We start from the raw sequence: 13,753 nt of genomic DNA on the forward strand, positions 1-13,753 counted from the left end.
CGTTGTCCGGCCCCTGGTCGTTGTCCGGCCCTTCGCGTTGTCCGGGACGGCCGGCCGGCCGGTAAAGCCCGCCCGCCCGCCGGCCGTGCGGAGCGAAGACCGGCGATCTCGCCGATGTCCGCGCGGGGGACCCCCCGCGACAGTGGCGGCAGGCCAATGAAGGACGGCGCTACCGACGCGGTGCACGCCCGAGGGTCCCCGGACGACGGGGCCGCCGGCTGCCACGGTCCGGTCCCGCCGCAACCGAGAGGAATCTCCGTGCAGCAGCACCTCCCCTCCGGCGACATCTCCCCGCGCCCCCACCGGATGTCGAAGAGCCGCTCCCGCACCGTCAAGGGCGCCCTGGTGGCAGCGGCGGCGACCGCCGGTCTGCTCACCGCGCTCGTCCCCGGCGGAGCCCAGGCCGCCGACAACCCGTACGAGCGCGGTCCTGCCCCGAGCAACTCGAGCATCGAGGCGAGCCGCGGTTCGTACGCGACGTCCCAGACCTCCGTGTCCTCGCTGAGTGTCAGAGGCTTCGGCGGCGGCACGATCTACTATCCGACGTCCACCTCGGACGGTACGTTCGGCGCGGTCGTCATCTCGCCCGGCTTCACCGCCTACGAGTCGAGCATCGCCTGGCTGGGTCCGCGTCTGGCCTCGCAGGGCTTCGTGGTGTTCACCATCGACACCAACACCACGCTGGACCAGCCGGCCAGCCGGGGCGACCAGTTGCTCGCCGCGCTGGACTACCTCACCGGGGACAGCTCGGTGCGCAGCCGGGTCGACTCCTCCCGGCTCGGTGTGATGGGGCACTCCATGGGCGGCGGCGGCACGCTGGAGGCCGCGAAGGACCGCCCCTCGCTGAAGGCGGCGATCCCGCTGACCGGCTGGAACACGGACAAGACCTGGCCCGAGGTGCAGACCCCGACCCTGGTCGTCGGGGCGGACGGCGACACCGTCGCTTCCGTCACCACGCACTCGAAGCCGTTCTACAACTCGCTGCCGAGCTCGCTGGACAAGGCGTATCTGGAGCTCCGGGGTGCCACGCACTTCACCCCGAACACGTCCAACACGACGATCGCGAAGTACAGCATCTCGTGGCTGAAGCGCTTCATCGACAACGACACCCGCTACGAGCAGTTCCTCTGCCCGATCCCGTCGACGAGCCTGACGATCGCCGACTACAAGGGCAACTGCCCGCACTGATCCGGGGGCGACCTGGGCCGGACCGCGCGTACCGCGGTCCGGCCCTCTCGCGTTGCCCGGCCTCAGCCGCGCGAGAGGAACGCGGCGATGGCCCCGGCGAATCCGGGATCGCGCACCGCCGTCAGATGGTCTCCCGGCAGCACCGTCAGCTCCGCCCCCGCGATCGCCGAGGCCAGCACCTGGGGCCGGGTCGCGAGGGGGTCGTCCGCGCCGGCCAGGACCAGCGTCGGGACCACGATCCGGTCCAGCGGCAGGGCGTCCCGGTGTACCGCCCGTATCTGCGCGGCCAGCGCCAGCCGGTCGCCGCCCGCCATGTCGGCCAGCACCCGGAAGGCGCGGGTCCGCTCGGGCGCGTCCGCCGCGTCGTCGGCCGTCAGCGCCGCCGACACCAGCTCCGGAGGCATCACCCGGGTGTCCAGGCCGCCCACCTCGACCGCGCCCGCACCGATCCCCCCGGCGACCAGCCGGCTGACGCGCGTGTCCTGTGCCGCCGTCAGGACCGCCACCACCGCGCCCATGGAGTACCCCACGAGATGCACATGGTCCGCGCCGATACGGTCGATGAGCAGACCCACGTCCCGGGCCATCAGCGACTCGCCGTAGTGGGTGTCGTCATGCGGACGGTCCGACTCGCCGTGGCCCCGCGCGTCCAGGGCGTACACCCGCCGCCCCTGCGCCACGAGGGACTCGACGACGCCGGGGGCCTCCCAGTTCAGCCGGGCGTGCACGGCGAAGCCGTGCAGCAGGACCACCGGGGGCAGGGCACTGTCCGGGTTCCGCGACCAGGACCAGTAACGCAGGGTCAAACCGTCGTGTGTACGCAATTCATCAGTCATGCGGCGACGTTACGGGCGGCGGCCACGGAACGGGCCCGGACTGTGCCCCCGCACAGGGCGGACGCCGTTCCGTTGGGAGCCCGCACCTGTCCGGGCCGACCGGGAACAGGGAGCGGACGCGAGCCTTCCGACGCTGTTTACGCGGAAGTAACGTGAGGGCGTGACCTCATCGACGACCGTGCACAGTCCGCTCCGGCTGTACGGCCGCAGCGGTGAACTGGCCATCCTGGCAACCCTGTTGACTCGGCTGCGGGCAGGTGACGGCGGAGCGCTCGTGCTGACCTCGCCGCCCGGCCTCGGCCGTACCGCCCTGCTGCGGCAGGCCGCCGCACACTACCTCGGAAGGCACGGCGGCCCCGTGCTGTACGCCGCCGCGGCCCCCACCGAACGCCGACTGCCCTACAGCGGGCTGCACGCCCTGCTCTGCTCCGCCCCCGGCCCGCTGCCCGTCACCCCCGACTCGATCCTGGGCTCGGGGATCACCCCGGGCGGGCTGCTCGGTCTCCTGCGGGGTCTGGGGGCCGAACAGCCCCTGCTGGTCTGCGTGGACGACGCGCACGACTGGGACCCCGACTCCCGCGCCGCACTCGGCTTCGCCGCCCGCAGACTCGGCGCGGGCAGCCGGGTCGCGGTGGTGATCGGAGCGGCCGACGAGACCGCCTTCGCCGGACTGCCCGCACTGCGCCTCGGCCCGCTCGACGACGACGCGGCGACCGCGCTCCTGGACCGGCTCACCGAGGGCACGGCCGATGTCGACCCCGTCGTACGCAGCGAACTCCTGCGCGAGGCGGCGGGCAATCCGAGACTGCTCGCCGGACTGGCCGGCCGTCTCAGCCCGGGCCAGCTGGCGGGGCGCACCGCGCTGCCGTACCCGCTCCCCGGGGCCGAGAGTGTCCTCGACGCCCACGCCGGGCATCTGGACGGGCTGCCGCCCGACACCCGTACCCTCCTCCTGCTGGCCGCGGCCGCGGAGGAGCACGAGCCGGACGGTGCCGGTGCCGACGCGGCCCTGCTGCTGCGGGCCGGCGCCCGGGCCGGGCTGGCCACCGCACACCTCGACCGTGTGCTCTTCGCGCCCGCCGGCACCGCCGGGGCACTCCAACGTGCGGGAAGCCGCGTGCACTTCAGCCATCCGCTGCTGCGTCGCGCGGTCCTGCACCGGGCGCCGCCGGGCCGCCGCCGGGCCGTGCACGAGCTGCTCGCCGGTCTGCTGACCGGGCCCGGCCCGGCCCCGCTTCCCGCGCTCGTCCAGCGGGCCTGCGCCGCGACCGGGCCGGACGCCGCACTCGCCGGGCAGCTGGAGAGGGCCGCCGCGGCCCCGCGCCCGCACGGCGAACGGTCCGCCGCGCTGGCCCGCGCCGCCGCGCTCTCCGCGGACGACACCCTGCGCGCCGCACGGTTCACCGCCGCCGCCGAGCAGGCGCGGCTGGCCGGCGACACCGGCCGGGCCCGCGCGATGCTGGCCCGCGTCGGCCCCCACCTCGCCGGAGGCGCCGCACCCTACGTACGCGGGATGCTCGCCCTGCGCGACGGACCGGCCGCCGACGCCCGAGAGGCACTCCTGACCGCGGCGGAGCTGCTCGCCCCGCACGATCCGCGCCGCACCCTGGACGCCCTGTTCGGCGCGGCGGAGGCGGCGTGGGGCATGGGGGACGCCATCGCCTATCTGGATGCCATGAACCGCATCCCCGTCGCCGCCGCCGACCGGTCCATGGCGCAGTACCGCGCCGGAATGTGCGCCGTGCTCGCCGGGCACCCCGACCGGGGCCACGCCCTCCTGCGGTGCTGCCTCGACGCCGCCGACCGCGCCGAGGACGCCGGGGAGCTCCTGCGTGCGGGGGCCTCGGCCCTGGTGCTCGGCGAGGTCGACGCGGCCTGCCGCGCGGGGGCCCGCGCACTCGCCGTCGTACGCACCCGGGGGCCCGAAGCCCTGCTGCCGCACGCCCTGGAGCAGCTCGCCTACGCCGAACTGCGGGCCGGGCAACACGCCAGGGCCCGCGCCCACGCCCTGGAAGGGCTGCACGCTGCCCGGCGGACCGGGCAGCAGAACTCCGCCACCCATCTGCACTCCGTGCTCGCGCTCGCCGCCTCGGTGGAGGGGCCCGCCGAGGCGTGCGCCGCCCATGCCGACGCAGCGCTGGCCGGGGCGGGGCCGCACGGTCTGGCCCAGGCCGCCATGCTCGCCACCTGGGCTGTGGCCCGTGCGGACCTGGCGGCCGGGCGGCCCGGCGAGGCGGCGGCCCGGCTCGGCCCGCTGGTCAGGCCGGGACCGGCGACGGGGCACTTCGCCACCCGGATGCTCGCCGTGCCCTGCTACATCGAGGCGATGGCGCTCTCCGGCCGCGCGGAGGGCGGCGCCGGCGCACTCGCCGTAGCGGTGGACGAGTTCGCCCTGTGGACCGCCCGGACGACCGACCCCCAGGTCCCCGCCCAGCTGGCCCGCTGCCGCGCCCTGCTGGCACCGCCCGAGGAGGCCGCCGCCCTGTACGAGGAGGCGCTGGCCCACCACGACCGTGCGGGCGGCGACTTCGAGCGCGGCCGTACCCAGCTGCTCCACGGCAAGCTGCTGCGCCGGCTCCGCCGTACCAGGGAGGCCCGCGGCCCGCTGCGTGACGCGCTGGTCGCCTTCGAACGCTGCTCCGCCCGGGTCTGGGCCGAACGGGCGGGCGGGGAGCTGCGGGCCGCAGGGGAGGCGGTGGACGTGCCGGACCAGAGCGGCCCGGGGCCGCTGGCCGGCCTGACCCCGCAGCAGCAGCGGATCGCCCGCTGCGTCGCGGAGGGCGCCACCAACCGTGAGGTGGCGGTGCGGCTCTCGGTGAGCCCGCGGACCGTTGACCACCATCTCCGTAACGTCTTCGCCGCTCTCGGGGTCCGGTCACGGACCGAGCTCTCCAGACTGCTGGACCGCTGAGGTCTCCCGTCCGGATCGGGCCGGCCCGATCCGGACGAAAGGCCTTCGGGCGGTGCGAGGTTGCAGGACCGTGATGAGAAGAACCGCGCATACCTCTAGGTACCGACCGGGCGGTATGCCATTCTGCGGTCGTCAGGATCAATCGGTGTGCGCGCGCCCAGTGCGGGCCGGGCGCACACCGGGGCCGGCCCAACCTCGGTCGGCCGATTCCCGGTGGAGGCCGCCATGCCGCAGGTCGTACGTTCACGGATCAGGGCGCTGCACGGGCCGCCCCCCGTAGCACCGTTGCCGCACCGAGTCCGCTCCCTGGCCGACAGCGAGGCCGTGGCGGTGCTCCACCGGGCGGCCCGTGGGCTGCTGGACGCGCTGCCGGAGCTCACGGACCGGCTGGTCGAGGCGCTGCGGGAGCAGGAGCCGGCCTACCGTGCCGCGATGGAGACCGAGCCCGCCGAGATCTGGCAGGAGGTCCACCACTCCCTGCGGCACAACGTCGCCTCCCTCATCCAGCCCCGCGAGTTCCGGGAGGCCGCCCACCGCACCTCCCGGTGGATCGGCGAGACCCGGGCCGAGCAGGGCGTACCGCTCGACGCGGTGATGCACGCCTTCCGGATGGGTGGCGCGATGGTCTGGCAGGACTTGGTCGACGACACGGCCCGGCGCCACCCCGAGGACACCCGGCTGCTGGTCCATGTCGCCGCGGACGTATGGAACTTCGTCGACGAGCACTGCGGCGTGGTGGCGGAGGCCTACCGGCAGGCCGAACGGCGGCTCTCCTGGCGGCGCGAGAACCAGCAGCGCCTGATGACGGCGGCCCTGCTGGACGGCACCGCCCGGATAGCGGACCTGCCGGACGCCGCGGCGATGCTGGGCCTTCCGGTGCAGGGACGGTACGCCGTACTCGCGGCCGCCGGTGCCTGCCGCGCCCCGCACGGCACCGGGCGTCCGCCGCTCGCCCTGGCCGAGGGGGCGCCCGCCCTCTGGCACTCGGCGGGGGACGTGGAGCTGGCGATCCTGCCGCTGGGGACGGTGCCGGTGGCGGACGAGCCGGAGCCTGCGGGCGACGGCGACGGCGACGCCGAGGCCGCGCGCGCCTCCGCCCCGGTCCCCGACGGTGAACTGGCGGCGCTCGCCAAGGGCCTGACAGTGCCTCCGGGCACCCGCGTCGGCATCAGCTCCGTGGTCGAGGGGCTGGCCTCCGTCGGTGACGCGCGGCGCCACGCCGAGACGGCGCTCCGCGCCTGCCCGGCGTCCGGCGGCACCGTGCTGCTCGACGAGCATCTGCCGGCCGCGCTCGTCGTGTCCTCGCCCGGCCTCGCGACGGCGCTCGCCGACCGGGTACTCGGGCCGCTGGACCGGCTCGACCCGGCGGACCGGGACGTGCTCATCGAGACGCTGACGGCGTGGCTCGACTCGGACGGCTCGGCGCAGCGGGCGGGGGCGAAGCTGTACTGCCACCGCAACACGGTGCTGAACCGGCTACGGCGGTTCGAGCAACTGACGGGCCGCTGTCTTACACGCCCGTCCGACGCGGTCGAGGTGTCCCTGGCGCTGGCGGCGCGGCGGCTGCTGCCGGGCTGAGGGCGGCTGCGCGCGGAGGCGGGGGCGCCCTGGCCTCGGGGGCGGTACTCCCCGGACCGGGGCCCGCCGACTGTGCGGCGGCACAGTCCTTCACCGGGCCGGCTGTACCCGCGCCGCGCCCCGTCCCGGCCCCCTGTGCCGCACCCGCCTCGGCTGATGCCATGGCGCGCATGCCTTCAGCTGCCCCTTGCACAGCCGTACCGGCGGAGCGAATCCGGTGAGCGGCGCGATCGACGCCCGGTCCCTCGCCGTGGTCATCTTCCTCGCCTTCGTCGCCGTGTCCCTGCTGCTGTGCGGACTCGCCGCCGCCGACCAGGACGACCCGGAGCACTTCTACGCGGGCGGCGCCACCCTCGGCCCCGTCGGCGCCGGACTGGCCATCGCCGGGGACTACGTCTCCGCCGCCACACTGCTCTCCACCACCGGATCCGTCGCGCTCGCCGGCTTCGACGGTCTGCTGTTCGCCGTGGCGACGGTCGCCTCGCTGGCCCTAGTGATGCGTCTCTTCGCCGAACGGCTGCGCCGCAAAGGCGTCTTCACCATGGGCGACTTCCTCGCCGACCGGCTCGGCGACGGGTCCGTACGCCGTGCGCTCGGCGTGGCCACCCTCGTCGTACTGGCCCCGCTGCTGCTCGTACAGCTCACCACCGCCGGGCGTGTCATGACCTCCATGTTCGGGCTGCCCGAGGGTGCCCTCACCGGCTGCACCGTCGCCAGTGGCGCACTGATGGTCTGCTACTCGGCGTTCGGAGGGATGCGGGGCACCGGCTACATCCAGATCCTCAAGGTGGCCGTCCTCCTGGGAGCGGTCACCCTGCTCGCGGGGCTCGTCCTCGCCCGCTTCGACTGGTCGCCGTTCGCCCTCTTCGACGCGGCCCGGGCAGGCAGCAAGGCGGGCGGCGACTACGCGCGCCCCGGGCTCCAGTTCGGCCATGGGCTCGCGGGCGGGCTCGACCTGGTCGGCTTCCAGGCCACCCTCCTGCTCGGCGCCGCCTGCATGCCGCACATCATGATGCGGCTCCACCCGATCCGTGACGCCTGGACCGCCCGCCGGGCCGGTATCTGGGCCGTGAGCCCCGTCGCCCTGCTGTGCGTCGGCATCGTCGTCGTCGGACTCGGCGCGTCCGCGCTGCTGGGCCGGGAACTGCTGCACGCCGCCGACCCGGCCGGCGGCACCTCCCTGCTGATGGTGACCAGTGCCCTGGACCCGGGTGCGGCCGGGCCACGGGACAGCCCCCTGTTCGCGCTCGTGGCATGCGCGGCGTTCGCCACCACCCTCGCCGCCGTCGCCGGGATCACGCTGGCCGCCGCCTCGTCCCTGGCCCGCGACTTCACGGTGAAGTCGGGCGCCCAGGGCGAGGGCAAGGCCTCCAGCAGGGAGATCAGGCGCGCCCGCTGGGCCGTCGTCGGCATCGGGGCGCTGGCCGTCCTCCTCTCGGCGTACACCCACGACCGGAACCCCCAGGTGCTGCTCTCCCTGTCGTTCGCGGCGGCGGCCTCGGTCCTGCCGCCCGTCCTGCTGTACGCCCTGTTCCGGCCGCGCTTCAACGCCCGCGGGGTGCGATGGACCGTCTACGGCACGCTCCCGCTGATCGGGATCCTGATGGTCCTCTCGCCGGCCTTCTCCGGCACACCGATCGCGCTCTTCCCGGAGTGGGACTTCGACGTCTTCCCGCTCCAGACCCCGGGCCTCGTCACGATCCCGGCGGGATTCCTCCTCGGACTGCTGGGATCGGGACAGGCCCCGGACGCGGCGCCCGACGACCGCCACCGCCCCCACCGGGCGCCCGTACGTGCCCGCGACGGGGCGTGAGCGGCCGGTACGGGGCGCGGACGGCGCCCGGGGGAGCCCGGCCCCGGGCTACAGGCCGAGCTCGGCCGTGTGCAGCCGGGCCAGCGCGTCCTTGTCGCCGTCCAGCTCCACCCGCGCCGCGTCCTGCCGCCCCGCGGCGAACAGCAGCAGCTCACCCGGCTCCCCGGTGACCGTCACCACCGGGGTGCCCTTGTGGGCCACCGCCGTCTGGCCGTCCGGGCGCCGCAGCACCAGGCCCACCGGGGCCCGGCGGCCCAGCATCCGCGCCGTCTTCTCGGTGCGCGACCACAGCACATCGGCGAAGACGGGATCGAGGTCCCGCTGCGACCAGTCGGGCTGGGCCCGGCGCACATCCTCGGTGTGGATGTAGAACTCGACGGTGTTGGCCGCCTCGTCCAGCTGCTTCAGGCCGAAGGGCGAGAAGCGCGGGGGACCCGTACGGATGAGCTGGATCAGCTCCTCGTACGGTTTGGCGGCGAATTCGGCCTGGACCCGCTCCAGCCTGTTCTTCAGGGCACCCAGCATGATCCCGCCCGCCGCGTCAGCACGGCGTTCACGCACCACTACATGGGCGGCCAGGTCACGGGTCTTCCAGCCGTTGCACAGGGTCTGGGCTTCGGGACCCGCCGCTTCCAACAGGTCAGCGAGCAGAAGACGTTCACGCTTCGCATGGGTCGACATGCCCGCCAGCGTACGACCGCCGCCCGAGGTCCGCCCAGTGGACGCACGGCCGGACGGCCCCGCTAGGCGCGGCACAATGGGGCCCATGACCAGTACGCCCGGCTCCACGCCCGCCAGCAACCTCGACCCGGCCGTCGCCGCCCGCCTCAAGCGCGGCCCCGACGGGCTCTTCCCGGCCATCGCCCAGCAGTACGACACCGGCGAGGTGCTCATGCTCGGCTGGATGGACGACGAGGCGCTGCACCGCACCCTCACCACGGGCCGCTGCACCTACTGGTCCCGCAGCCGCCAGGAGTACTGGGTCAAGGGCGACACCTCGGGCCACATCCAGCGGGTCAGGTCGGTCGCGCTGGACTGCGACGCCGACACCGTCCTGGTGAAGGTCGACCAGACGGGTGCCGCCTGCCACACCGGCGACCGCACCTGCTTCGACAAGGACGTCCTTCCGGTCGCGGCACCCCGGTAAGGTCAGCCGCCATGGATCTCGAGACGTTCCGCAAGCTCGCCGTCGACCGGCGTGTCATCCCCGTCAGCCGCCGGCTCCTCGCGGACGGTGACACCCCGGTCGGGCTGTACCGCAAGCTCGCGGCCGAACGCACCGGCACGTTCCTCCTCGAATCAGCGGAGAACGGCCGCACCTGGTCCCGCTACTCCTTCATCGGCGTACGCAGCGCCGCCACCCTGACCTCGCTCGACGGGCAGGCGCACTGGCTCGGCACCCCGCCCGTCGGCGTCCCCGTCGAAGGCGACCCGCTCCAGGCCCTGCGGGCCACGATCGAGACCCTGCACACCCCCCGCGACCTGGTCGGCGACGACGGTCTGCCGCCGTTCACCGGCGGCATGGTCGGCTACCTCGGCTACGACGTCGTACGCCGGCTGGAGCGGATCACCGAGCACGGGGGCGACGACCTGAAGCTCCCCGAGCTCACCATGCTGCTCACCTCGGACCTGGCCGTGCTCGACCACGGGGACGGCACCGTCCTGCTGATCGCCAACGCGATCAACCACAACGACCTGGACACCGGCATCGACGAGGCCTACCAGGACGCGGTCGCCCGGCTCGACGCCATGGAGCGCGACCTGTCCCGGCCCGTGGAGAACACCCCCGCCGCGCTGCCGCCCTCCGAGCTCCCGCCCTACACCGCACTGTGGGGCGGCGAGGCGTTCAAGGACGCCGTCGAGGACGTCAAGGAGCGCATCAGGGCCGGCGAGGCCTTCCAGGTCGTCCCCTCCCAGCGCTTCGAGACGTCCTGCACGGCGAGCGCGCTGGACGTCTACCGGGTCCTGCGCGCCACCAACCCGTCGCCGTACATGTACCTCTTCCGCTTCGACGGGTTCGACGTCGTCGGCTCCAGCCCCGAGGCGCTCGTCAAGGTCGAGGACGGCCGGGCGATGGTCCACCCGATCGCCGGTACCCGGCACCGCGGCGCCACCCCGCAGGAGGACCAGGCCCTCGCCGACGAGCTCCTCGCCGACCCCAAGGAACGCGCCGAGCACCTGATGCTCGTCGACCTCGGCCGCAACGACCTGGGACGGGTCTGCGAGCCCGGCAGCGTCGAGGTCCTCGACTTCATGTCGGTCGAGCGGTACTCGCACGTGATGCACATCGTCTCCACCGTCACCGGACGCGTCGCCGGGGGCCGCAGCGCCTTCGACGTCCTCACCGCGTGCTTCCCCGCGGGCACCCTCTCCGGCGCGCCCAAGCCCCGTGCCCTGCAGATCATCGAGGAGCTCGAACCCAGCCGCCGAGGCCTGTACGGCGGCTGCGTCGGCTACCTCGACTTCGCCGGCGACTCCGACACCGCCATCGCCATCCGGACCGCCCTGCTCCGTGACGGCACCGCGTACGTCCAGGCGGGCGCGGGCATCGTCGCGGACTCCGACCCGGTCGCCGAGGACATGGAGTGCCGGAACAAGGCCGCCGCGGTCCTGCGGGCCGTGCATACGGCGAACCGGCTCCCGTCCGTCTGAGCCGGTAGGGGATAGTGGAGTACGTGAGTGCTGTCCCCGTACCCCAGCCCCGTGCCCGAGCCGCCTCCGCGCCCGACAGCGCAGGAAGCCGCCGAAGCCTGGCCGCCGCCCTGCTCCTCGGGGCGGCCGGCGCCACCGTCGTCCTCCTCGCCTCCGGGCAGACCTGGGCCGAGGGCAGGGCGGCCGTCGGCGGAGGCACCCTGCCACTCAGCGCCGACGGGCAGGACGTCACCGGCGTCCCGGCCGCCCTGGCCGTCGTCGGCCTGGCCGCCCTCGTCGCCGTCTTCGCCGTCCGTGGCGGCGGCAGGCTGATCGTCGCCGGACTGCTGGCTCTCTCCGGCCTCGGCGCCGGCCTGAGCGCCTACGCCGGCGCCTCGGACCGCGCGGCCCTGGACGAGCAGGCCGCGCAGACCACAGGCAACACCGCAGCCACCGTCGACGCCCTCAGCCACACCGCCTGGCCCTACGTCACCGCGGCCGGCGGACTGCTCCTCCTGCTCGCCGGACTGCTCGCCCTGCGCTACGGCAGCCGCTGGCCCGCCATGTCGGGACGGTACGAACGCGACGGCACCCCCCGCCCCCGCAAGGCCCCCCGCACAGCCCCGGACCCCGACCGGCCCGAGGAACTGTGGAAGGCCCTGGACCGCGGCGAGGACCCGACGCGCGAGGCATGACCCCCAGCCTCACCTCCACCGGCGCGTACGGGACAATGGGAGCAAGCTCTCTCAGCAGCGACACCTTCAGCGCAACACCAACAAGGAGCAACTCATGGCGGGCAGCAGCCACGGACACACCCCGGCCGCCTGGACCGGTGTCATCATCTCCTTCATCGGCTTCTGCATCGCCGGCCTCTTCATGGTCGCGGCGAACACGCTCGGCTTCTGGGCCGGTCTCGTCGTCGTCGTCCTCGGCGGGGTCGTCGGTCTCGCCATGAAGATGGCCGGCCTCGGCATGCCGAAGGAGTCCGCCGAGATGACGGCCGCCAGGGACCGAGCCTCCGAGGCCCAGGTCACGGCCTGACAGGCACCCGGGGCCTCCGGCGGTTCTCGCCGGCCCCAGGACACGACGCGAGGCGCAGCCCGGACCGGGCTGCGCCTTTCCTCGCGAGCGGGGACAATCGCCCCGTGGACGCCTCAGCATCTCCCGCAGCCGCCGCCCCGGACCCGGCCCCCGTGCCGGGGCCAGGCCTGCCGGCCCCCGCCCCGGTCTCCCGGCTCCGCCGGCTCGCCACGCCCGTCGGAGTCATGGCCGTCGTCGTCGGAGCCTTCGGTTACGTCGCCACGGTCGACCCCAACGAGCCCGGCCACTACCCGGTCTGCCCGATGCTCCGCCTCACCGGAGTGCTCTGCCCCGGATGCGGAGGGCTGCGCAGCGCCCACGCGTTCGCCCACGGAGACCTGGCCGCCGCCCTGGGTGCCAATGCCATGGCCGTCGTCGGCTATCTCGTCCTCGCCGCGGTCTGGCTGCTCTGGGCGGTGCGTGCGAGCCGCGGCCGGACGATGCGGATCGGCCTCGCACCCCGCTACTGGTGGGGCATCGGCGCGGTGCTGCTGGTCTTCTCCGTGGTCAGGAATCTGCCCGTCGGCTCGGCGCTGGCGCCGTGAACAATGACCAGGTACTGGGACGTAACGCCGTTGGATGCGGGCCCTGAGCCCTCCTGCGGATACCATCGGGATGGCTGATCCTGTACCCATCACCGCTTCGGAAGGGGGCCGCTCGCGTGAGTGTGCTCGACGAGATCATCGACGGCGTTCGCGCCGACCTCGCGGAGCGGCAGGCGCGTGTCAGCCTCGACGAGCTCAAGGAACGCGCCGCGCGCGCTCCCCAGGCCAAGGACGGAGTCGCCGCACTGCGCGGCGAGGGCGTGACCGTCATCTGCGAGGTCAAGCGCTCCAGCCCCTCCAAGGGGGCTCTCGCCGCCATCGCCGACCCGGCCGCGCTCGCCGCTGACTACGAGGCCGGCGGGGCGTCCGTCATCTCGGTCCTCACCGAGGAGCGCCGCTTCGGCGGTTCGCTCGCCGACCTGGAGGCCGTCCGCGCCAAGGTCGACATCCCGGTCCTGCGCAAGGACTTCATCGTCACCTCGTACCAGCTGTGGGAGGCACGGGCCCACGGCGCCGACCTCGCCCTGCTGATCGTCGCCGCCCTCGACCAGGAGGCCCTGGTCTCCCTGATCGAGCGGGCCGAGTCGATCGGCCTGACGCCGATCGTCGAGGCCCACGACGAGGAGGAGGCGGAGCGCGCGGTGGACGCCGGAGCGAAGATCATCGGTGTCAACGCGCGCAACCTCAAGGACCTCAAGGTCGACCGTTCCACCTTCGAACGCGTCGCCCCCGAGATCCCCGACCACATCGTCAAGGTCGCCGAGTCCGGCGTCCGGGGCCCGCACGACCTGATCGCCTACGCCAACGCCGGCGCGGACGCCGTGCTCGTCGGCGAGTCCCTCGTCACCGGCCGCGACCCCAGGTCCGCCGTCGCCGACCTGGTCGCCGCCGGTGCCCACCCGGCGCTCCGGCACGGACGGGGCTGATCCCGACCGTGCCCGCCGACCGTCCCGCCGCACTCGTCCGGCCGGGCCTGCGCTCCGCCGGACAGGGTGCGCAGGACCCGCACGCGCCGCTGGCGCGCGGCTGTCGCCCCCGCGGCTGCCGCGCCCCCGCCAGGCGTGTGCACGGCAGGCGCGTCCGCTATGTGATCGGCGACGAACCAGGACAGGTCAACGGCATGCGATGGCGCACGGGGTCCGCGCCGTAGCGAGCCCCGGCCGTCGCCCGT

The 13,753-nt window shown here is 74.3% G+C and carries 12 protein-coding genes and 1 pseudogene; 11 read left to right on the plus strand and 2 right to left on the minus strand.

Going from position 1 to position 13,753, the window contains the following annotated elements:
* The first annotated feature begins 258 nt into the window (after window positions 1–258).
* The gene (locus tag ACIREO_RS15805) at window positions 259–1,188 is read left to right on the plus strand and encodes an alpha/beta hydrolase family protein (RefSeq protein WP_404109627.1); all 930 of its coding nucleotides are present in this window, start codon (window positions 259–261) and stop codon (window positions 1,186–1,188) included.
* Window positions 1,189–1,250: 62 nt separating this feature from the next.
* On the opposite strand, the gene ACIREO_RS15810 is transcribed toward ACIREO_RS15805, so the two are convergent.
* Window positions 1,251–2,024, minus strand: a complete 774-nt coding sequence (locus ACIREO_RS15810) for an alpha/beta fold hydrolase (protein WP_404109630.1) — start codon at window positions 2,022–2,024, stop codon at window positions 1,251–1,253.
* Window positions 2,025–2,184: 160 nt separating this feature from the next.
* Between ACIREO_RS15810 and ACIREO_RS15815 the strand changes: the two genes are divergently transcribed.
* The 3 genes from ACIREO_RS15815 (at window position 2,185) to ACIREO_RS15825 (ending at window position 8,326) form a co-directional block, all read left to right on the plus strand.
* A complete protein-coding gene (locus ACIREO_RS15815; protein WP_404109633.1) occupies window positions 2,185–4,935 on the plus strand; it encodes an AAA family ATPase in 2,751 nt (916 codons plus the stop codon).
* Between the two features lie 225 nt (window positions 4,936–5,160).
* Complete coding sequence (locus ACIREO_RS15820) at window positions 5,161–6,513, plus strand: PucR family transcriptional regulator (RefSeq protein WP_404109636.1); 1,353 nt, start codon at window positions 5,161–5,163, stop codon at window positions 6,511–6,513.
* 217 nt (window positions 6,514–6,730) lie between these two features.
* Entirely contained in the window at window positions 6,731–8,326 is a 1,596-nt protein-coding gene (locus ACIREO_RS15825) for a cation acetate symporter (RefSeq protein WP_404109639.1), read from the plus strand.
* Window positions 8,327–8,455: 129 nt separating this feature from the next.
* On the opposite strand, the pseudogene ACIREO_RS15830 reads toward ACIREO_RS15825, so the two are convergent.
* Window positions 8,456–9,187: pseudogene (locus ACIREO_RS15830) on the minus strand (TIGR03085 family metal-binding protein); the annotation flags it as partial.
* Here ACIREO_RS15830 and hisI point away from each other — a divergent pair.
* From hisI to trpM, 7 genes are all read left to right on the plus strand, one after another.
* Window positions 9,093–9,473, plus strand: a complete 381-nt coding sequence (gene hisI, locus ACIREO_RS15835) for a phosphoribosyl-AMP cyclohydrolase (RefSeq protein ID WP_404109642.1) — start codon at window positions 9,093–9,095, stop codon at window positions 9,471–9,473. The pseudogene ACIREO_RS15830 and the gene hisI sit on opposite strands and share 95 nt — an antisense overlap.
* Before the next feature lie 11 nt (window positions 9,474–9,484).
* Complete coding sequence (locus ACIREO_RS15840; RefSeq protein WP_404109645.1) at window positions 9,485–10,978, plus strand: anthranilate synthase component I; 1,494 nt, start codon at window positions 9,485–9,487, stop codon at window positions 10,976–10,978.
* A gap of 14 nt (window positions 10,979–10,992) precedes the next feature.
* Window positions 10,993–11,652 carry a TIGR02234 family membrane protein gene (locus ACIREO_RS15845; RefSeq protein ID WP_404109647.1) on the plus strand — a complete coding sequence of 220 codons (660 nt, stop codon included), beginning with the start codon at window positions 10,993–10,995 and terminating at the stop codon, window positions 11,650–11,652.
* Between the two features lie 94 nt (window positions 11,653–11,746).
* Window positions 11,747–11,998, plus strand: a complete 252-nt coding sequence (locus ACIREO_RS15850; RefSeq protein WP_404109649.1) for an HGxxPAAW family protein — start codon at window positions 11,747–11,749, stop codon at window positions 11,996–11,998.
* A 104-nt stretch (window positions 11,999–12,102) separates the two neighbouring features.
* Window positions 12,103–12,582: a DUF2752 domain-containing protein gene (locus ACIREO_RS15855; protein WP_404109651.1), complete on the plus strand. Its 480-nt coding sequence runs from the start codon at window positions 12,103–12,105 to the stop codon at window positions 12,580–12,582.
* A 116-nt stretch (window positions 12,583–12,698) separates the two neighbouring features.
* Window positions 12,699–13,508 (plus strand): indole-3-glycerol phosphate synthase TrpC, encoded by an 810-nt coding sequence (gene trpC / locus ACIREO_RS15860; RefSeq protein WP_404109654.1) that lies wholly within the window; start codon window positions 12,699–12,701, stop codon window positions 13,506–13,508.
* Between the two features lie 47 nt (window positions 13,509–13,555).
* Complete coding sequence (gene trpM, locus ACIREO_RS15865) at window positions 13,556–13,732, plus strand: tryptophan biosynthesis modulator TrpM (protein WP_404109994.1); 177 nt, start codon at window positions 13,556–13,558, stop codon at window positions 13,730–13,732.
* Window positions 13,733–13,753: the final 21 nt, after the last annotated feature.

It is taken from the genome of Streptomyces sp. NPDC102441 (assembly GCF_044765585.1).
In the GTDB taxonomy this organism is placed as follows: domain Bacteria; phylum Actinomycetota; class Actinomycetes; order Streptomycetales; family Streptomycetaceae; genus Streptomyces.